Source organism: Halovivax cerinus (assembly GCF_024498195.1).
Lineage (GTDB): Archaea > Halobacteriota > Halobacteria > Halobacteriales > Natrialbaceae > Halovivax > Halovivax cerinus.
Genome location: NZ_CP101824.1, coordinates 1,855,384 through 1,874,343 on the forward strand (window position 1 = coordinate 1,855,384; position 18,960 = coordinate 1,874,343).

Consider the following 18,960-nt stretch of genomic DNA (forward strand, 5'->3'; position numbering starts at 1 on the left):
CGATACGGGAGACGGACGGGTACAGATTCCACTCGTGAACGGGGTGTCCGGACGGGGCGAGCCTCAGGAGCCCCAGAAGTTCTCGCGGCTCCCGAGATGCGGGCGGGTCGGACCGTCGTCCGTCCGCTCTTCGTCGGTTTCCTCGTCGGTGTCCTCACCGTCGGTCGCGTCGTCGTCCTCGTCCGCTGCGTCGGTGTCCTCGCCGTCGGCTTCGTCCTCGTCGGGGTCGAGCGGGAGTCGCTCGACCTCCTCGCCACGGGCGTGGTTGCTGTGGACGCGGGTGATCTCGACGCGCGAGCGTGCTTTCGGGAGGACGCCGTCGACCATGACGATGAACCCGTCCTCGGTACGGCCGACGCCCGCGCCGCTTTCGTGCATGTCGACGATCTCGACGACGACTTCCTCACCGCTCTTGACGGGCTGGGTCTTGAGCTCGCTGATGGGCTGGTTGTAGTGGTTGCACCACTCCTTGCCGCCCTTGTCGCCGTAGTGCTGACACCCCATGCCAGCGATCCGCTCCGAAAAACTCGGACACTCGTCGGCGAGTGGACAATCTGCCATGGGTTCCGTAGCGGCGGCAGCGTTAAACCGCTTGCGTATCACGCACAGGGGGATAGACCTGCCGATTTCGAGCAGCGTCCACAGCCTCGCACTCAGGAACGGCGCTCGGCCAGTTCGTCACGACCAGGGACCGCGGTTCGGACAGCGGGCGCGATGACGGCGTGGGTACCGACCGGAAGCGATCGCTGTTCCCGGGAGACGTGATCAACTGTCGACGCGACGAATCCGGTTTCGAAAGCATTTACGGGCATGCGGACGGAGTTCGACGCGATGAAGATCCTCGTAACGGTCGCGGAGGTGGCCACCGTCGACGACGAGTTCGAGATCGACGGGACCGAGATCGCCGACCAGTACCTGAGCGCAGACTTGAACGAGTGGGACGATTACGCTGTCGAGGAGGCCGTCCAGCTGCAGGAGGAGGGCATCGCCGACGAGGTCGTCACGGTCACGATCGGGCCGGAAGACTCAGAACAGACGATCCGGCAGGCGCTCGCGAAAGGTGCCGACCGTGCGATCCGCGTCTGGGACGACGCACTCGACGGCGTCGACCTGCTCGACGTCCACGCCAAGACGGCGATCCTCCGGGCGGTCGTCGCCGAGGAAGATCCCGATCTGATCCTCTCGGGCGTCCAGACGGGCGACGACAGCTGGATGGCGACCGGCGTCTCGCTGGCGGAATCACTCGACTTCCAGTGGGCGGCCGTCGTCAACGCCCTCGACCACGATATCGCGGACGGCACGGCCGCCGTTCGCCGTGAACTCGAAGGCGGCGTCGAGGAACTGACCGAGGTCGATCTCCCGGCCGTGCTGACGATCCAGACGGGTATCAACGAGCCCCGCTACGCGAGCCTGCGCGGCATTCGACAGGCACAGCGAAAGGAACTCGACGCCCTGACGCTCGACGACGTCGGGCTCGACGCGGGCGTCGTCGAGGGGAGCCTCGAACTGACGGACATGTACGAGCCGGAATCGGAGAGCGAGGCGACCGTCTGGGAGGGCGGCGCCGAAGAGACCGCCGGGGAACTGGCCGAACTGCTCCGCGAGAAGGGGGTGGTCGCATGAGCGATCGAAGTGAGCGCCTGCGAGTACGCCAGCGTTCCGCTCTGGAGGTGGCAGCATGACGGACGTCCTCGCGATCGCCGACCACCGCCGCGGTGAACTGCGGCCGGTGAGCTACGAACTCGCGACGGCAGGGCGTGAACTCGCCGACGCGACGGGTGGCGACCTCCACCTGGCCGTCATCGGCGGCGACGTCGAATCCTTCGGGGAGAAACTCGCTCGGGATGGCGTCGACGTCGTCCACACTGTCGCCGAGGGCGAGGAGTTCAACCACGACGTCTACACGCAGACGATCGAGCAACTCTACGCGGCGCTCGACCCGCAGTACGTCCTCGCCCCCAACAGCGTGAACGGGCTCGACTACGCGCCGGCCGTCGCCGGTCGCCTCGACCTCCCGATCGTGACGGACGTCGTCGGTCTCGAACTCGACGGTGACTCCCTCGTGGCGACGCGCGAGATGTACGGCGGGAAGGTCGAGACGACGACGGAACTCGATGCGGGTGCCGCGCTCGCGACGATCCGCGAAGGTGAGTGGCCGGAGGCGGAGGGGACCGGCGAGGCCTCGATCGAGGCGTTCGACGTCGACATCGACGAGGACGCTGTCGGCTCGACCGTGACCGGTTTCGAGGAGGTCGCCGGCGGCGACGTCGACATCAGCGAAGCCGACCTGCTCGTCTCGATCGGTCGCGGCATCGAAGAGGAGGAGAATCTGGACCTCATCCGCGACCTCGTCGACGCACTCGACGCGACGCTCTCCTCGTCGCGTCCGATCGTCGACGCCGGCTGGCTCCCGGCGAACCGCCAGGTCGGCCAGTCGGGCAAGGTCGTGACGCCCGACGTCTACCTCGCAATCGGTATTTCCGGCGCCGTCCAGCACGTCGCAGGGATGAAGGGATCGGACACGATCGTCGCGATAAATACCGACCCCAACGCGCCGATCATGGACATCGCCGATTACGCGATCCACGACGACCTCTTCGACGTCGTGCCGGCGTTGATCGAGGCGTTCGAGTAGCGCGAGGTTCGGAGCGCCGAAGGCGCGAGAACCTCGGTATTGTGAACGGGGAACGGAGTGACCCGTGAGCTGCGAGGGTTGGAGCGCGAGGTTCGGAGCGCCGAAGGCGCGAGAACCTCGGTATTGTGAACGGGGAACGGAGTGACCCGTGAGCTGGGTAGGTCGGAGCGCGAGGTTCGGAGCGCCGACGGCGTGAGAATCTGGGAGTGTCGAGCGGGGAGCGAAGTGGGCCACGAGTCGCGACGATCGAGCCTCGCCAGACGGGAAGCACGACGGATTACACCGATACGAGGAGACCGCCCACGGCGTCAGCCGTGGGAGGATGTCACGCCGGAAGAGCGAGCGGTGAGTGGACCGAACCGTGAGCAGCGAAATCCTCGGCTGTGCGAGGGGAAGGACCACCCGCGAGCGGAGGAGTGAGAACCGCGAGTCCGACCGGAGTGATCGGCGGGCGGTGGGAGCCGAGTTGTGCCGGGTCCTGTAGAATTTCCTATTATTACACAACGGGGATTACTGTTGCTGTGTACCGAATTCTCGGCAGATAGGGCTCGGGTGTCGATTCTGTCGGTTCAACCGACAAATGTGTCACGGAATTACCAATCTCCGGAGTTATTATAATGGTACTATCTCAACCGTACCTCATGGTGGATCGCTACAAGAGACGAACGTACCTGGCGGGGTTGGCCGCAGGTGGTCTGGGCGGGCTGTCGGGATGTCTCGACAGTATTCCCGTGATCGGGTCCGGGACTGGCGAGGACGAGGTCGGTGGGTTGGATCGAACGATCAAACTAGGTCTGTTGCACTCGGTTACAGGTGATCTGCAACACGTCGGAACACCGATCCACAACGCGGGGCTCCTGCCGATAACGCAACTCGAATCGGCCGACGTCGCCCTCGAGTTCGACGTCGAGGAGGCAGACGCGGAGACGTCGCCGGCCGTGGGAGTCCGGAGGGCGCTAGCGCTCGTCGAGGCGGGATATCCGGCGATCAACGGCGCGCTGAGCTCCGACGTCACGTTACAGGCGACACAGCAGGTACTCATCCCGTACCGGACAGTGAGCTGTTCGCCGGCGAGCACGTCGCCGACCATCACGGCGTTGAACGACGGCGGTATGGTGTTCAGGACGGCCGTCTCGGATTCTCTCCAGGCGGTTGTCCTCGCCGATCAGGCGGCCGCTGAGGGACACGCCAGCGCAGCGACGATGTACGTCAACAACGATTACGGGTACCAGTTGAGTCGTGCGTTCGAGCGGTCGTTCGCTCACGACCACGGTGGAACGGTGGCACAACAGGTGCCGTTCGAACAGGCTGCGGACGGAGAGTCGGTCTCGTATTCCTCGGAACTGTCGCGAGCGGTCGATGGGGACCCGGACGTTCTCGTGTTGATCGGGTACACGAACAGCGGCGCCCAGTTGCTTCGAGATCTCGAGGCCAGTGGCGCTGACCCCGCCGTGCTCGTGACGGATGGTATGAAAGACGAGAGCCTTCCCGAGCGGGTCGACCACTCGATCGAACACGTCCGGGGGACCGCACCGCTCTCTGCGGGTCCTGGCAAGGAATACTTCGATCGGTTGTTCGAAGACGAGTACGGAGCCGACCCCGACAGTACGCCGTTCAACGCCCACAGTTACGACGCGACAGCGATCCTGTTACTCGCGAACGCGTTCGCCGGGACGAACGACGGCGAGGCGATCGGGGCGTCGATCGAACCCGTCACGAACGATAGCGGCGAGCGGATTCCGCCCGACGATCTCGCGAGGGGGATCGAACTCGCCGCGGAGGGCGAACTGATCGAGTACGTCGGCGCGTCGAGCGGCGTCCGATTCGACGAGAACGGTGACATCGCCGCGGCCAATTTCGAGTACTGGACGTTCGAAGACGGTGCGATAACGCAACTGGAGACGGTGACCATTGATGGGTAGTCTACACCAACTAGTGCTGTCGTTCGTCCGACGACGGTACCGAACGAAGTTCGTCATCTCCATCCTCGCGGTCGTCCTCGTTATCGGCCTCGTGGGTGGAGTCAGTTACGTACAGGCCGATCAAACGGTGCGGGCGGACTCGAACGAACAGCTACAGTCGACGGCGGAACTGCAAGCGAGTTCGATCGGGGACTGGGTCGAGACGATGGGCGTCCAGACACGGACGATTTCGGCCGCGGAGTCGCTCCGGTCGGGCGACGTTCAGGAGGTACAGGCCCACATCGTCGAGGAACAGGCACGAATGTCGGTCGACGTTCGCGCGATTCACTACGTCGACGTGGAAACGAACGAGATCGTCACGAGTACGACACCGTCCCAGCGTGGAATCGCCCTCGACGAGATCGACGAACCGTGGGCCCGTTCCGACATCTCGTCGTCTCTCGCGTTCGACGACGACGTCTGGCACACGGAGACGTCCTACGAGGACGACGTTCTCGAGGATCAGGTGATGGCGTTCGCGAGCCCGGTCAACGAGCGGTCCGACCGCGTCGCCGTCGTCATCGGCACGCTCGAGTATCGCGTCGAACAGCTACATCAGCCGTCGTCGGCTTCTTCGACGCGCATCGTCGATGCGAGCGGCGATCCAGTGTTCGAGTCCACAGACGAGGCCCAGCAGATGACCGTCGATCAGCAGTCACTCGCCGCGGCGATGGCCGGCCAGTCGACCGTGGATGACACTGGCGATCCGGTTGCGGCGTACGTCCCGGTTCCCAACAGTGAGTGGGTTGCAGTGACGACTGTCCCGGCCGAAGAGGCATACGGTGTCGCGAATTCGGTCGGGTGGAACGTCCTCATCCTGATCTCCCTGAGTCTCGTCTCACTCGGGGTGATGGGAGCGATTCTGGGCCGGCAGACGGTTCGTCCACTCAGCCGACTTCGCGACCGGGCAGCGGCCATGGAAGACGGAGATCTGGACGTCGATCTGGAGACCGACCGGGTCGACGAGATCGGGCGGCTGTTCGAGGGCTTCGACAGCATGCGGACGTCGCTGAAAGCCCGGATCGACGAGGCGACGACGGCCCGTGACGACGCTGAAGACGCTCGCGCCGAGACCGAAGCGATGAATCGCCACCTGGAGGCGACGGCCGAACGGTATCGTGCGGTGATGGCCGACTGCGCCGAGGGTGACCTCACCCGCCGGCTCGACCCGTCGAGCGAGAACGAGGCGATGAACGAGATCGCCCGTGCCTTCAACGACATGATCGCCGACCTGGAGGAGACGACGGCGCGCGCCCAGGCCTTCTCGCGGATCGTCGCCGAGGCCAGTCAGGACGTCACGGGGAGTGCGGAGGAGGTCAAGTCTGCCTCTAGCCAGATGAGTCGCTCGGTTCAGGAGATCTCGGACGGCGCCGAGAAACAACACGAGAACCTTCGCTCCGTCGCTGGCGAGATGGAGGGGCTCTCGACGACGACCGAGGAGATCGCCGCCTCTTCGAACGAGGTGGCGGACGTTGCCGAACGGACGGCCGAGACGGGTACCGAGGGACGCCACGCTGCACAGGACGCGATCGACGGGATGCGCGAGATCGAAGCCGACTCGGCGGATGCGGTCGCCGCGATCGAGCAACTCGAGGCGGAGATGGCCCAGATCGACGAACTGATCGAGTTCATCTCGACGCTCGCTGGCGAGACGAACATGCTGGCGCTGAATGCCAACATCGAGGCGTCTCGAAGCGGGGACGGCGGCGGCTCGGGTGACGGCTTCGCCGTCGTCGCTGACGAGGTCAAACAACTGGCCGCCGAGACGAAGGAGGCGGCCGAGGACGTCGAAGAACGCCTCGACAGTATCAAGTCCGAGACCGAAAGCGTCTCCGAGGCGGTTCAGCAGACCGCCGACCGGGTGACCGAACACGTCGATTCCGTCGAGAACTCGGCGAGCGCGCTCGAACAGGTCGCCACGTACGCGGCCGAGACGAACGACGGCGTCCAGGAAATCTCCGCGGCGACGGAAGAACAGGCCGCCTCGACCGAGGAAGTCGTCGTGATGGTTTCCTCGGCGACAGAGATTTCGGAAGAGACGTCGGACGAAGCTCAGCAGGTCGCTGCGGCGGCCCAAGAACAGACCTCGGCGATCACCGCCGTCAGCCAGCGGGCCGACTCGCTGTCTGCACAGGCCGAGGAACTGAGTGGCGCTCTCGACGGGTTCGACACCGACGTCGACATCGACGTGCAGGGCGTTGAGACGACGGCTGACGAATCCGCGTCGTCCGGTGACGAATCGAGCGTGGATGATCCCGATTCGATGACGTGGGATCCCGCCGAAGAGGCCGAAGAACCGGGACACTTCACGTTCGACGACTCGACGGACGCCTGACCGAGGACTCGGCGTCGTCGATCGTGGTTGTCGATCGCGCCGACCATCGTGTTGCCGGCAGTCCACGTCGGCCCATTTCAGGCAGGCAGTCCACGCCGGAACATTTTGGGCAGGTAGTCCACGCCGGCCCGTTTCGGGCAGGCAGTCCACGTCCGCACCGGTCGGGAAGGTAGGCTGCGTCGGTGGCTCTCGTGCCGACTGCCCGGGTCGCCGACATTCGTCACGTACTTTTTCGTCCCATCCCACTACCCGGTAATGGAGCGCCCAGTCCGCCGGCAAGCACTGATCGACGATCGGCTCGAGGCGGCCGTGACAAACGTCGAACCGCCGGCCCTTCGCGATCGTGTATCCGACACGGCGCTCGTCGGCGGCAAGCGAGTCCGTCCAATGGTGACGGTCCTCTCGTGTGAACTGGTCGGCGGAACGCCGGCCGACGCGCTCGACTTCGCCGTCGGGATCGAACTCGTTCACACGGCGTCGCTGGTGGTCGACGACATCATCGACCGGTCGCCGATCAGGCGCGATTCGCCAAGCGCCTGGAGTGCGTTCGGACACGACGCCGCCATCGTCACCAGCGACGGGTTACTCGGCGAGGCGTTCGCCCTGTTCTCCGCCGATCCGACGGCCATGCGAACGGTGACGGCGGCGATGGTCGAACTGGGCGAGGGGGAGGCGATGGAACTCGTCGCGACGCCGTCGACCGAGGCCGAGTACATGACGCTGGCCCGGCGAAAGACGGGCGCACTCTTTCGGGCGGCCGCCGCTCTCGGTGCGATAGCCGCCGATGCGGACCCCGAGACCGTCGACGCCCTCGGGGAGTACGCAGAGCGCGTCGGTGTCGCGTTCCAGATCCGCGACGACGTCCTGGACGCCGTCGCCGACCCGGAAACACTCGGAAAACCGACCGGGCGTGACGCCTCGCTCGATCGCCCTTCGCTGTTGCAGGTGACCGACCTTTCGCCGGACGCCGCGAACGAGCGTGCGCGCGAACAGGTCGACCTGGCTATCGACGCACTCGAACGCGTCGAACCCGTCGACCGGGACGCGCGGGCGTATCTCCTCGAACTCGCCGAGTTCGTCGTCGAGCGAGAACAGTGACCGCGGCGCGGGAACTCGATTCGTGTCGCCGTGCCGTCAGTCGGAGTCCGTCGTCTCGCCGGGGCTGACGATCACCGAGGTGATCCGGTTCCCGTCGACGGCGTCGACGGTGAGGGTGCGGTCGCCGACGGTGACGTCGTCGCCGACGTCCGGTACCTGGCCCAGTCGTTCGAGCACGGTGCCGCCCACGGTATCGACTTTGTCCGCCGCGATCTCCGTGTCGAGGCGGTCGTTGAGGGCCGTCACGGTGACGCCTCCGTCGACGACGTACGTCCCGTCAGAGCGCTCCCGGATCGAGGGCTCGTGTTCGTCGAACTCGTCGCGGATGTCACCGACGACGACCTCGACGACGTCTTCGACGGTGACGATTCCCTCGAAGGCGCCCCACTCGTCGACGACGGCCGCCAGTTGTCGTCCCTCTGTCTGGAACTGCGCGAGCACGTCGGTGACGCGGGCCGTCTCCGGGACGACGGGGAGATCGCGGGCGAGTTCCCTGGCAGTCGTCTCCGGGGTGGCCGCGTCTGGTTCCATGATGCGCACGATGTCCTTCGCGTCGACGAAGCCGACGATTCCGTCAGCGTCGCCGTCCTCGTCGAGGACGGGGTATCGTGTGTGGCCGATCTCGACGACCGTCCGTCGCATGGCCGCCAGGTCGTCGTCGGCGTCGAGGCTGGCGACGTCTGGTGCGGGGATCATGATCTCGCGGACGCTGACGTCGTCGAGGTCGAACACGCGGTGGATCATCTCGACTTCGTCCGGATCGACGTGACCTTTTCGACCCGACTGCGAGAGGATGGCGAGCAGCTCCTCTTCCGTGAACGTCTCCTCGCTCTCGGAGGCCGGCGGGACCCCGAGTAGGCTCGTGAAGCCGTTGGCCGCACCGTTGAAGACGACGATACCGGGGTACAGGACGTAGTAACTCATCTTCATCGGGAGCGCGACGAAGAGGGCGATCCGTTCCGTCTCGGCGATGGCGAACGTCTTGGGGGCGAGTTCGCCGAATACGACGTGTAAGAACGTGATGATCGAGAACGCGATGGCGAACGAGACGAGGTGGACCGTGCCGGCGGGCAGGAGCTCTCCGAGGATCGGTTCGATGAGTGCGGCGACGGCCGGTTCGCCGGCCCAGCCGAGCCCGAGCGAGGCGAGCGTGATGCCCAGCTGCGTGACGGCGAGGTAGTTGTCGAGATTCTCCATCGCCTCGTCTAGGATCCCGGCCCCGGTTCGACCCTCGTCGACGAGACGATCCACCACACTCGGTCGGATTCGAACGAGCGCGAACTCTGCGGCGACGAAGAACCCGTTCAGTGCTACCAGAATCAGTGCGATTCCAAATCGGCCGAGGGAGACGGCGATGTCTACCATCCGTTCCACCCGGATCCGATCCGTCGGGTCGGTGCGTCGGTCATACCGGTAGATGGACGTACCGACCTCCTAACCCTTTTCGTGTGCGTCGACGGTTCGTCGGAGCGGTCGGTTCCGGATCTTACTCGCCGACGTCCATCGTTCGTTGCGATGCGTCGGCGACGACGCGGGATTCGACGATCGCGAAGGTGAGCGTACTCAGGATGGCGAGGAGGGTTCCACCCGTCAGCGCCGTCGCGAGGGCCGTGACCGACGTGCGGCCGATGAAGAACCCGCTCACGGCGAAGAGGACGACGGCCATCGCGATCACGTAGAACGGTGCGTTGAGGTAGCGCCACTCCAGTCTGCCCCCGATGTACGCGTCGGTGAGCTGGCCGAGGCTAGTCGTGAGTGCGGCGGCCCCGTACCACTGAATCGACCCGTAGAGGAAGGCGGCAGCCCCGACCGGCAGCGAGACGGCGTTCTGGTCCGATCCGACGGTTCGTATCGTCTCGATTCCGCTCTGGCTCCCCAGGACGAGGAGGGCGATCGCGACCACGTACGCGATGATCGTCATCCGCCCCGCGTAGAGCGACCGGCGGAGGCTCTCGGCGGCGCCGTCGACGTACTCGCCTAGACCGAGCCCCCGCGAGATGAGGTAGAGACCGAGCAGGGTCGAGACGGAACCGATGACGAGTCCCGGGTACTCCAACAGCGCGCCGACGAGGGCGAGCGGATAGATGAGTAGCAGGATGCCGAGCGGGATCAGGATGGTCCCGCGGGTTTCCGGATCGGCCATGACCTGCTTGATGGTGTAGTACATCGACTCCAAGTTCTGTGCCTGTCGGACGACGACCCGGCGGACGCCGTCGACCGGCACGCGGGCGCGGATCACTGGGAGGACGGATTCGTCCTGCGCCCCGTCCGTGACGACGACGGTCGTGACGTCCTCGCCGGTCGAGAGACTCGCGAGCACCGTATCGACCTCGTCTCCGATCTCGCGACTCGCGCTGACTTCACCCTCCTCGTTTCCGGTCACGGCGGCGACTTCGACGCTCTCTCCACGGGCGTCGATTTCGTCGTAGACGTGCAGCCCCTGGAAGATCACGTTCGCATCCGAGTCCTCGGGATCGGCGGTCGCCAGTGCAACGGCGGCCTCCTCCACCGGTTCGCGTCCGATAACCGGCGTGGTAAAGCCGGTCTTGCGGCCGAGGTCGTCGTCCAGGTCGACGCAGAGGACCAGCAGCATCGGGTGGCTGTACGAAAGCCGGCTATATCCGTCTTCGGGGATCGTCGAACCGGGTTAGGGGTACGGATCGCGACCGCGGCGCGACCGTTCGGGTATCGCTGGAGTCGCGGTACCGTTCCGGCTGTACCGACCGAGCCGAGTCGCACTCCGGCTACACCGGTCGAGCCGAGTCGACGCCATCGATCTCGAACCGCGCGCCGCCCGATGTACTTTCGCCGACCGTCAGGGTCCACCCGTGTGCCTGGACGATCTCCCCGACGATGGCGAGGCCGATTCCAGTTCCGTCCGGCTCGGTCGTCACCCCTGCGTCGAGAACGTCCGCGTCGGGGAGGCCTGGGCCGTCGTCCTCGACGAAGAACCCGGGTGACCCCGTTGGTCGGTTCGACCCCGATTCGAGCCAGCCGACACGAATCTCCCGTGCCGACTCGTCCCTCGACCGGTCGGCGTCTTCCACCGCGGACGAGTCGCGGTCGGTCGGGCCGCGATCGTCGGTGATAGCGTGCTCGACGACGTTTCGAAACAGGTTCGTAAAGAGCTCGCACAGTCTGCTTCGATCGGCCGATAGGGTCCCGGAGACGTCGCGACGCAGCTCGACCGGTCCCTCGACGACGGCCCACGCCTCGTCGACGACGGCCTCGAGGTCGACCCGCTCGACGTCTCCGACGGTGTCGCCCTGTCTGGCGAGTGTCAACAGATCGTCGATCAGCCTCGCCATTCGATCGAGCGCCCACGATATCTCGGCGGCCGAATCGTGCTCGACGGCGTCTTCGAGGAGTTCTGCGTGCCCCTGTGCGACGTTGAGGGGATTCCGGAGGTCGTGGCTCACCAGGCTGGCGAACTGCTCGAGCCGGTCGTTCTGTCGCTCCAGTTCGTGCTGGTATCGGCGTTCGTCGGTGATCTCGCGGAACGCGTTGACGGTGCCCGTAAACGCCCCGTCGTCGAGCGGCAACAACGCCAGTGTCGCGCGGTAGATCTTCGTCTCGCAGTCGCGCGTGTGAAGTTTCGGTTCGTGTGTGATCTCCGAGACGTCAGTGTCGTCACTGAGCAGTGTGCGGACACGCTCGACGTAGGAGTCGGTCTCCTGGGGGTCGAAGTAGCCCCGCTCGACGAACGTCTGGAAGGGCTCGCCGACGATCTCGTCGGCCGCCTCCGAGAACGGCGCGACGAACTCGTCGTTCGCCCAGGTGATCGTCCCGGTCTCGTCGAGGGCGAAGAGGCCGATCGGTGCTGTCTCGACGATCGTCCGATAGCGGGCGAGTTCTCGCGTTCGCTGTGCCCGTTCCGAGACGTCTCGTACCACCCCGACCGACCCGAGTACGCGATCGCCAGCCGGTACCGGCGCGACGGTGGCCTCACCGACGCGCTCGTCTCCGTCCCCCGTTTCCAGGGTAAACTCGAACCTGTCGGGCGCCTCGTCGCCCGTCTCGAGCGCGGAGAGCAGTTCACTCGCTCGCTCGAAGTCGTCCCGTCCCACGAACGAACTGGCGTGCGATCCGACGAGATCCTCGCGGTCGTACCCCGAAAAGCTGGCCAGCGCGTCGTTGGCGAGAACGCACCTGCCGGTCGAGTCGAGCACGTACATCGGATCGACGGCCCGTTCGACGACCGTCCGGTATCGCCGCAGCCGGGTCGACTCGACCGACTCGGTCGACGGCGGCCGTGTCGCGTTCGCGTCGACGACCGATCCGATCCGTCGCGCGACGAGCGCCGGCGTCGCTCGGACCGTCTCGCGTCGGAAGACGTCAGCGGCCCCGTGGCGAGCGCCGCGGAGTCGTCTCCGTCGTCGGGGATAGTGGCGATCGTGGGGACGGCACCGACCCCGTCGGAGATCAGGCCGGCGAGTTCGTGGCCGTCGCACTCGACGACGAGGCAGTCTGGCCGCCCGTGAACCGCCCCCACCGATCCCGCCTGCCAGTCGTCGAGGGACCCGACGGTCAGGTCGAGCGGCGGTGACGCCGCCTCGATCGCGGCCCGCGTCTCAGACACGGCTCGCGGTTCGTCACCCACCCAGTTCACCCGGAGCGGCTCACGCATGCTGTTCGGAGAGGGTCTCTCGTCCCAAAAAGTTTCAGGCCGACCGAACGTCTCGACAGTCCGGGGGTTTCTCGTTCGAGCGCCACTGTGCCGACCGCTATCCTCGACTCCCGAGTTCGGCCGAGTGTCGTGGCTCGAAACCGCCGAGTTCGCGTCCGACGGAAACGGAACCGTCTCCGACCTGACCGCGTTGCTCGTCCGAGGGCAGACACCCTCGACAACCACAATCCGAGTCGTTTTTGCCCGTCGGGACGCAATCTCGCCCACTGAATGATCTCGAAGGGCTGCGAGCAGTGCGCCAACGGCGGCAAGATGGTGCTGTTCGTCTACGGCTACTGCGACCAGCGCGACTGCTTTTACTGCCCGCTCGGCGAGAATCGCAAGAACGTCACCGACGTCTACGCCAACGAACGCCTCGTCGAGTCCGACGACGACGTCATAGAAGAGGCCCACCGGATGGACGCCCTCGGAACCTCGATCACCGGCGGCGAACCCCAGGAGGCCTTAGAGCGGACCTGCCACTACCTCTCGCTGTTGAAAGACGAATTCGGCGAGGATCATCACACGCACCTCTACACCGGCATCCCCGGCGGCCGCGAGAACATGCGCCGTCTCTCTGAGGCCGGCCTGGACGAAATCCGTTTTCACCCACCGCTCGAACTGTGGGGCGACCTCCACGGCACGGAGTGGGAGGACATCCTCCACGTCGCCCGTGAGGAAGGTCTCACGCCCGCCTTCGAGATCCCCGGTATTCGACCCGAGACGGAATTTCTCGACTTTCTGGACGAAGGCGCCGCCGACTTCTGTAACGTAAACGAGTTCGAGATGTCCCAGGGGAACTACCGCCGGATGCAGGAAGAAGGGTTCGAACTCAAGGAGGACCACATGAGTGCCGTCGACGGTTCGCGCGAGGAGATCCTCGACGTGATGGGCGACCACGAGAAGGTCTACTTCTGTACGTCAGTCTTCAAAGACGCCGCCCAGCACCGTCGACGCCTCAAGCGCATGGCCCGCCAGATTCGACGCGAGTTCGACGACGTCACCGACGACGGTACCCTCGTCTACGGTAAGACACGGGCCGATCCGGAACGCTTCGACGCCCTCGGCGTCCCCGAGGAGTTCTACACCGTCAAGTCCGAACACGTCGAGGTCGCCTGGTGGCTCCTAGAGGAGATGATCGACGAAGGCGACCTCACGGACGGCGAAATCGTCGAGCAGTATCCGACCTACGACGGCCAGGTTGTGGAACGGACGCCCTTGGCTTGACCGCGAGCGAAGCGAGCGGCCTTTTTTGGTGCAGATTTTTGGAGGAGGGTGAGCGGAGCGACCCCGACGACAAAAAGGTGCGCGCAGATCGTCGAGCAGTATCCGACCTACGACGGCCAGGTGGTGGAACGGACGCCGCTGGTGTAGGCACCCTTCGACGCGAGCAAAACGACCTACTTCTCGACTATCCACACCTGTTCCTGACCCCCGCGCTCGAGCGGTTCGCCATCGAACCCGGCGTACACCGTCCAGTCGGACCAGCCGGTCGTTTCGCACAGGAGCTCGAACTCGCGTTTCGTAACCAGCTTGAGCCGGTACGCCGATTCGCTGACAACCGTGCCGTCGTGTTCGACGGTTCGGCGCTCCCTGACGATCCACTCGACGGCATCTTCGAGCTCGGCGAGCGTGGTGATCTGGTACGTCTGGCCGTCTCGCTCGAGCACTTCCGTCTGCGGTTCGCCGTAGCGCTCGGCGATCCAGTCGATGTCTGGGGTAAAGAAGTTGAGTACGAGTCGTCCGCCTGGGGCGAGCGCCTCACGGAGTGTTCGAAGTGCTGCCTGTTGATCCTCGAGGCGTATAACGTGGAGGAACGCGCGGAACGGGACGATGACGAGGGCGTAGTTGCGTTCCGGTTGGAAGTCGGTGACGTCCGCCTGGCGGACGTGTGGCGAGCCGTCGATGTCTTCGGCTCGCTCTCGGAGGACGTCGAGCATTTCTCTGGAGACGTCGATCCCGTACGCATCGACGTCAGCATGGAGCAATTCGAGGTAGATCCGGCCGGTTCCGCAGCCGACCTCGAGGACGGGACCGTCAGCCTCCCGGGCGAGTTCGACGTAGAACTCTCGATCGCCGATCTCCTGATCGGCGTAGTAGTCGTCGTAGATGCCGGCCCAGTCGTCGAAATGTTCCTTTGCAGGATGCATACCTCAATTCGTACTGTTACCGAGTAATACATTTCGGCGAGTTCTCCCGAACCCGTTCGAGGTGGTGGCCGGCCCGGCAATACGTCGCCCCGCCGGCGTGTGGATCTCCCTTCGATCAGTGTCACTCGATCTGCGTGGGATCGACGTCCGGGAGCGTGATGAGGTTCTCGCGGCCGATCCGGAGTTTCTCTATCTCGTCGTCGTCGTCCATCTGCGAGAGCAGTTGCGAGACCTTCGCGTTGGACCAGCCGGTCTCGTCCACGATCGCGGCCTGTTTCATACGGCCGCCGTTTTCGGTGAGCATGTGGACGACGCGCTCTTCGTCGCTCAAGAGCTCCGGATCGACGTCGCTCGTCTCCGCTTCGGTCGTCGTCTGTTCGACGGGGTCGTCTGCGGGCGGCGTCGACGGCCCGCCAGCGTCACCGTTCGACGATCCGTCGAGGAGCCGCTGGATCCGGTCCGGGAAGGCTTCGCTCGCCGGCCACCAGTCCGGCAGGGGCGCGTCGTCGTCCCACTCGTCGTCCCTGGTCCGAACGTACCAGATGAGGCCGCCCGCGACGGCGACGAGCGAGAGGCCGCCCAGGAGCAAGGGCCACGACCCACGGAGGAATCCCAGGACGCCGGCACGAGAGACGAGGACGATGTCGTAATCGTCGGGGCCGAGGAGTGTCGGCCCCTCCCAGACGATCCGGTTGTTGTCGATCCCGTGTGGTGTTCTGACGAAGTCGTGATTCTCCGGCGCCTGAAGGACCAGTCGCTGATTCGATCCGACCTCCGAGTACCAGGGGTCACCGGACGCGGTCAGGAACGTATCCTGCAGTCGGAGGTGACTGCCGTCTACCTCCGCGAAGTTCGTCCACGTGAAGCTGAATCTGAGGGTACCGACCTGCGTCTCGTTCGAGTAGGCCGTGGCGTTGTACCCGGCCACGTCGGACACCGGCCGCACGGTGGGGCGGTCCCAGCTGGCGTCCTGGATCGCCATCTCGCGTCCGGTTCGCTCCTCCGCGTACGGGAGGAACTGTGCGAACGTGGAGCGATCCGTCCTGACGTCGCGCTCGCCGGATCGGACTTCGTCGGCGAAGGTCTGGAACTGTTCGCGCTCGGACTCGTTCGCGAGGACGCGGTGATACTCGACCGTCCAGATGGCGTCCCCATCGTCCTGGAGTTCGATCACGATATCCTGTCGTTGGTCGTCTCGTTGGTCGTGGTCGTCGAGCGCAACCGCTGTCGTGGGGCCCACGGAGAGCAGGAGGGCAACGACGAGGGAGACCAGGAGGGCGGATCGGACCCGCATTGATGTGTTTCGGTGCGAGCCGGGGTCAAAAAACCCTTTCCATACGATCATGTTCACGCATCCGGCGTGAACTCCTCGCTGAACCGCAGAACGCTTCCAGGCCCGATCCATCGGTCCGACGCGGGTCGCGACGGTCGTGATCGTACTGGAGGACGGCAATCGCGTTCGGTGGTCACCCGGCCGAACGAAAGGACGACTGGTTTTTGTACCTGGACCCGAAACGACGGAATCGATGAGGTCCGCGCTACCCATCGTGATCGTCGCCCTCCTCGTCTCCTCACTCCTGTCCGTGGCGGTCGTCGCCGAGATGGGCACACCGGGCGCAGCGATCGACGAGGACGACAGACCGGCGTCGGTCGATGACCAGAGCCAGGTCGCGTTTCAGGCCGATCCCGCCGATACGACGAGCCGGCAGCGGCTCACCGGATCCTCCGTGAACGCCTATACCACGATGGGTCCGGATCTCGGGACGACACTCGCCGCCTCGAACGACGAACTCGACCAGGAGTGGCGGTTCCACGGCCTCGAGTACGAGTGGGACAGCCTCTCCCAGGAGGAACGGACGAAACGCGTCACCGCCTACACCGACCGTCTCTTGCAGCGCTCGGACGAACTCACCGAACGCGATCGGGCCGTCGTGCGTGCGATGGCAGACGGAGACGCCACCCCCGACCGAGTCGTCCGCACATTCGCCCGGAGTGATCACGAAGCCGAAATTATACTGGAGAATCTTGATCGCCTCTCCCAAACCGCCGCGTCTGTCCCCGATCTCAAAACCATCATCCGGCCTGTGAGAGGCACTATCGAAACACATGGAGGGCCCGTTAGGAGTTCCGCGTATAACACGCTTTCAGCAGCTGGATCGTCCGACGCGTCCACTATCATCCTCGTTGAGGTGGCAGAGTCAGGCGCCGTCGTCTCCACGGTGTCGGGTCAGTCCTACGCTCGGGGATCGCACCGGTTTGACAACCGTGCTTCGTCCGGCCCGGATCAAATCACGGATATATCCGGAGGAACCAACCGGCTCAATGTTCTGTACCCATGGGCTCGGAGCGACGAAGTGGATACTTCGAACTCCTACGATCAGTTCCTCTCGCAACATTTGTATTCATTCGAAATCCACCACGTTCAGGGCCGCCTCAGCGTCTATATGGACAGCCGGACGACCGACATCTTTCGCGAGGTGCAAGAGCTCCGACTGGACGAGGTGCCGAGCGAACCCATTGGTACCTGGTCCGGCGAATCGGCGGTCGTCTCGGTAAACGCTACCCCGTCGGGTGGGCCCCTCCACTTCAACGTGACCAATTCGACCGGCCACCCGGTCAACGCCACGATCCTGGCCGACGACCAGCCGATCGCCGAAACGGGTGAGGACGGGTCGACGTGGGTCGTCAGGCCGATGTCGGGCCAGGAGTTTACCGTCCAGGCCGAAGCGGAGACGATAGCCATCGATCCTGATAGCTAGGCCCTTCGACCGGGTTCGCCGTTGGATCGCTATCAGCGTTGGGACGGCCCGTCCGACGGTTCATGTAGGGAGACGCGGCGACGGGCCGTATGCCTCCGGCATGTTGTGTCGACTGTCAGTCGGACCGGTCGGTTGCGCCGATCGTGGGTCTCCTCGCGCTGCTATCGGTGACTGTCTTGCTCGGTGCCGTCGTTGCGATTGGCGTGGGTTCGTTCGATGTCGGTGGCGAGCCGTCATCCATCGTTGTGTCGGTCTCTGCGGAGAGCGAGACGAATCGGATCGTCCTGACCCATCGGTACGGGGAGCCCATCTCCGTGTCAGAGGTCGACGTCGAGGTTTCGATCGACGGCGAACCGCTCGCGACACAACCCCCTGTCCCGTTCTTCCAGGCGGACGGATTTCGGGGTGGGCCAACGGGTCCGTTCAACGAGCGAGCGGATCCACGCTGGGAGGTCGGCGAGCGGGCTGGGTTCGCGATCGCGGCGACGAACGCGCCGACGATCGGCCCCGGTGACGAGGTGGTCGTCACGATCGTCGTGGACGGGGACCCGATCGCACGTGCCAGTACTACTGCGGACTAACGATCGTACGTTCGGGCGAAAAACACGGTTTCGGGTGGAGTACGCGGCCGAGAACGCGGAGTCGGGTGTCGATACCCGGCTGGCGTCGGTAGCTACTCCGGGGCGCGACCCACCGTCGTGATGGCGACGTCCGGATCGTACGTCGGTCCCATCAGGGCGTGCTCGACGTCCTCGAATCCCGCCTGTGTGAACATGCGGTCGGCGTCGTCTTCGTCGTAGAAGAGCATGATCGCGTCGGCGAGTCTCTGGGTGAGCGTGTTCGATGGGTAGTTGGGACCGACGACGAGCACCTGACCGCCGGGGACGAGGACGCGGCGGAACTCCCTGAGCGTCCGGACGGGCTGGGGCCAGTACTCGATCGAACCCGACGACCAGACGACGTCGAACGCGTTCGTCTCGAACGGGAGGCGTTCGGCGTCGCCGAGATGGAACGAGACGGGCCCTCGTTTTCCGAACTTCTCGTAGGCCTTCTCGAGCTGGTGTGGACTCTGGTCGAGGGCGTAGACGTGGTCGACGTGTTCGAGGAGTCCCTCGGTACCGAACCCGGTCCCGCAGCCGACGTCGAGGACCGTCGGCTCGCCGTCGAAGTCGAGGAGCGAGAGTGCCTCTGTGCGCATCTCTTCGTTCCAGATGAACGGATTCACCCGGTCGTAGACCCGGGAGAGGTACTTGTAGAAGAGACGGGCGCGCGTCTTGTTCTCGAGTATTCCCATGACGTGGGGGTGGCAGGGCGCACACATAATGTCTGCTGATCGGTGCCGGTGGCTGGAATCCG

General features: G+C 65.0%; 17 protein-coding genes. 9 read left to right on the forward strand and 8 right to left on the reverse strand.

The genetic code is table 11. From position 1 onward, the window contains the following. Nucleotides 1-63: 63 nt before the first annotated feature. A complete protein-coding gene (locus NO366_RS08560) occupies nucleotides 64-561 on the reverse strand; it encodes a TRAM domain-containing protein (RefSeq protein WP_256533908.1) in 498 nt (165 codons plus the stop codon). Between the two features lie 92 nt (nucleotides 562-653). Beyond that, nucleotides 654-812: a hypothetical protein gene (locus NO366_RS08565; protein WP_256533909.1), complete on the reverse strand. Its 159-nt coding sequence runs from the start codon at nucleotides 810-812 to the stop codon at nucleotides 654-656. A gap of 19 nt (nucleotides 813-831) precedes the next feature. Here NO366_RS08565 and NO366_RS08570 point away from each other — a divergent pair, with 19 nt between their 5' ends. The 5 genes from NO366_RS08570 (at nucleotide 832) to NO366_RS08590 (ending at nucleotide 8,029) form a co-directional block, all read left to right on the forward strand. Beyond that, nucleotides 832-1,623 carry an electron transfer flavoprotein subunit beta/FixA family protein gene (locus NO366_RS08570; protein ID WP_256533910.1) on the forward strand — a complete coding sequence of 264 codons (792 nt, stop codon included), beginning with the start codon at nucleotides 832-834 and terminating at the stop codon, nucleotides 1,621-1,623. A gap of 55 nt (nucleotides 1,624-1,678) precedes the next feature. Continuing rightward, nucleotides 1,679-2,635 carry an electron transfer flavoprotein subunit alpha/FixB family protein gene (locus tag NO366_RS08575; RefSeq protein WP_256533911.1) on the forward strand — a complete coding sequence of 319 codons (957 nt, stop codon included), beginning with the start codon at nucleotides 1,679-1,681 and terminating at the stop codon, nucleotides 2,633-2,635. A 641-nt stretch (nucleotides 2,636-3,276) separates the two neighbouring features. Beyond that, nucleotides 3,277-4,557 carry an ABC transporter substrate-binding protein gene (locus NO366_RS08580; RefSeq protein ID WP_256533912.1) on the forward strand — a complete coding sequence of 427 codons (1,281 nt, stop codon included), beginning with the start codon at nucleotides 3,277-3,279 and terminating at the stop codon, nucleotides 4,555-4,557. Continuing rightward, a complete protein-coding gene (locus NO366_RS08585) occupies nucleotides 4,550-6,931 on the forward strand; it encodes a methyl-accepting chemotaxis protein (protein ID WP_256533913.1) in 2,382 nt (793 codons plus the stop codon). The genes NO366_RS08580 and NO366_RS08585 overlap by 8 nt, the downstream gene beginning before the upstream one ends. Before the next feature lie 255 nt (nucleotides 6,932-7,186). Then, entirely contained in the window at nucleotides 7,187-8,029 is an 843-nt protein-coding gene (locus NO366_RS08590; protein WP_256533914.1) for a polyprenyl synthetase family protein, read from the forward strand. Between the two features lie 36 nt (nucleotides 8,030-8,065). On the opposite strand, the gene NO366_RS08595 is transcribed toward NO366_RS08590, so the two are convergent. The 3 genes from NO366_RS08595 to NO366_RS08605 form a co-directional block, all read right to left on the reverse strand. Further along, on the reverse strand, nucleotides 8,066-9,394 hold the full coding sequence (locus NO366_RS08595; RefSeq protein WP_256533915.1) for a hemolysin family protein: 1,329 nt from the start codon (nucleotides 9,392-9,394) through the stop codon (nucleotides 8,066-8,068). Between the two features lie 121 nt (nucleotides 9,395-9,515). Then, the gene (locus NO366_RS08600) at nucleotides 9,516-10,622 is read right to left on the reverse strand and encodes a DUF373 family protein (protein WP_256533916.1); all 1,107 of its coding nucleotides are present in this window, start codon (nucleotides 10,620-10,622) and stop codon (nucleotides 9,516-9,518) included. A gap of 151 nt (nucleotides 10,623-10,773) precedes the next feature. Continuing rightward, nucleotides 10,774-12,204 (reverse strand): PAS domain S-box protein, encoded by a 1,431-nt coding sequence (locus tag NO366_RS08605; RefSeq protein WP_382273972.1) that lies wholly within the window; start codon nucleotides 12,202-12,204, stop codon nucleotides 10,774-10,776. Between the two features lie 722 nt (nucleotides 12,205-12,926). Here NO366_RS08605 and NO366_RS08610 point away from each other — a divergent pair. Continuing rightward, nucleotides 12,927-13,922 (forward strand): radical SAM protein, encoded by a 996-nt coding sequence (locus tag NO366_RS08610; RefSeq protein ID WP_256533918.1) that lies wholly within the window; start codon nucleotides 12,927-12,929, stop codon nucleotides 13,920-13,922. A gap of 48 nt (nucleotides 13,923-13,970) precedes the next feature. Beyond that, nucleotides 13,971-14,069, forward strand: a complete 99-nt coding sequence (locus tag NO366_RS18735) for a DUF8061 domain-containing protein (protein WP_484496877.1) — start codon at nucleotides 13,971-13,973, stop codon at nucleotides 14,067-14,069. Nucleotides 14,070-14,095: 26 nt separating this feature from the next. Here the strand turns inward: NO366_RS18735 and NO366_RS08615 are convergent, their stop codons facing one another. Then, nucleotides 14,096-14,845: a class I SAM-dependent methyltransferase gene (locus NO366_RS08615; protein WP_256533919.1), complete on the reverse strand. Its 750-nt coding sequence runs from the start codon at nucleotides 14,843-14,845 to the stop codon at nucleotides 14,096-14,098. Between the two features lie 121 nt (nucleotides 14,846-14,966). Next, complete coding sequence (locus tag NO366_RS08620) at nucleotides 14,967-16,139, reverse strand: helix-turn-helix transcriptional regulator (RefSeq protein ID WP_256533920.1); 1,173 nt, start codon at nucleotides 16,137-16,139, stop codon at nucleotides 14,967-14,969. Nucleotides 16,140-16,371: 232 nt separating this feature from the next. Between NO366_RS08620 and NO366_RS08625 the strand changes: the two genes are divergently transcribed. After that, nucleotides 16,372-17,604, forward strand: coding sequence for a DUF7096 domain-containing protein (locus NO366_RS08625; protein WP_256533921.1), 1,233 nt, complete (start codon nucleotides 16,372-16,374; stop codon nucleotides 17,602-17,604). An 89-nt stretch (nucleotides 17,605-17,693) separates the two neighbouring features. Further along, the gene (locus NO366_RS08630) at nucleotides 17,694-18,185 is read left to right on the forward strand and encodes a type IV pilin N-terminal domain-containing protein (RefSeq protein WP_256533922.1); all 492 of its coding nucleotides are present in this window, start codon (nucleotides 17,694-17,696) and stop codon (nucleotides 18,183-18,185) included. Between the two features lie 92 nt (nucleotides 18,186-18,277). Here NO366_RS08630 and NO366_RS08635 read toward each other — a convergent pair whose 3' ends face one another. Then, nucleotides 18,278-18,898, reverse strand: a complete 621-nt coding sequence (locus NO366_RS08635; RefSeq protein ID WP_256533923.1) for a methyltransferase domain-containing protein — start codon at nucleotides 18,896-18,898, stop codon at nucleotides 18,278-18,280. Nucleotides 18,899-18,960 lie beyond the last annotated feature (62 nt).

What these genes read in the sequence shown, in the direction of transcription:
- NO366_RS08560 (WP_256533908.1), bottom strand. Translation starts at nt 561, where the DNA reads ATGGCAGATTGTCCACTCGCCGACGAGTGTCCGAGTTTTTCGGAGCGG.
- NO366_RS08580 (WP_256533912.1), top strand. Translation starts at nt 3,277, where the DNA reads ATGGTGGATCGCTACAAGAGACGAACGTACCTGGCGGGGTTGGCCGCA.
- NO366_RS08575 (WP_256533911.1), top strand. Translation starts at nt 1,679, where the DNA reads ATGACGGACGTCCTCGCGATCGCCGACCACCGCCGCGGTGAACTGCGG.
- NO366_RS08590 (WP_256533914.1), top strand. Translation starts at nt 7,187, where the DNA reads ATGGAGCGCCCAGTCCGCCGGCAAGCACTGATCGACGATCGGCTCGAG.
- NO366_RS08625 (WP_256533921.1), top strand. Translation starts at nt 16,372, where the DNA reads ATGAGGTCCGCGCTACCCATCGTGATCGTCGCCCTCCTCGTCTCCTCA.
- NO366_RS08610 (WP_256533918.1), top strand. Translation starts at nt 12,927, where the DNA reads ATGATCTCGAAGGGCTGCGAGCAGTGCGCCAACGGCGGCAAGATGGTG.
- NO366_RS08620 (WP_256533920.1), bottom strand. Translation starts at nt 16,139, where the DNA reads ATGCGGGTCCGATCCGCCCTCCTGGTCTCCCTCGTCGTTGCCCTCCTG.
- NO366_RS08565 (WP_256533909.1), bottom strand. Translation starts at nt 812, where the DNA reads ATGCCCGTAAATGCTTTCGAAACCGGATTCGTCGCGTCGACAGTTGAT.
- NO366_RS08570 (WP_256533910.1), top strand. Translation starts at nt 832, where the DNA reads ATGAAGATCCTCGTAACGGTCGCGGAGGTGGCCACCGTCGACGACGAG.
- NO366_RS08630 (WP_256533922.1), top strand. Translation starts at nt 17,694, where the DNA reads ATGCCTCCGGCATGTTGTGTCGACTGTCAGTCGGACCGGTCGGTTGCG.
- NO366_RS08585 (WP_256533913.1), top strand. Translation starts at nt 4,550, where the DNA reads ATGGGTAGTCTACACCAACTAGTGCTGTCGTTCGTCCGACGACGGTAC.
- NO366_RS08635 (WP_256533923.1), bottom strand. Translation starts at nt 18,898, where the DNA reads ATGGGAATACTCGAGAACAAGACGCGCGCCCGTCTCTTCTACAAGTAC.
- NO366_RS08600 (WP_256533916.1), bottom strand. Translation starts at nt 10,622, where the DNA reads ATGCTGCTGGTCCTCTGCGTCGACCTGGACGACGACCTCGGCCGCAAG.
- NO366_RS08615 (WP_256533919.1), bottom strand. Translation starts at nt 14,845, where the DNA reads ATGCATCCTGCAAAGGAACATTTCGACGACTGGGCCGGCATCTACGAC.
- NO366_RS08595 (WP_256533915.1), bottom strand. Translation starts at nt 9,394, where the DNA reads ATGGTAGACATCGCCGTCTCCCTCGGCCGATTTGGAATCGCACTGATT.
- NO366_RS08605 (WP_382273972.1), bottom strand. Translation starts at nt 12,204, where the DNA reads ATGTACGTGCTCGACTCGACCGGCAGGTGCGTTCTCGCCAACGACGCG.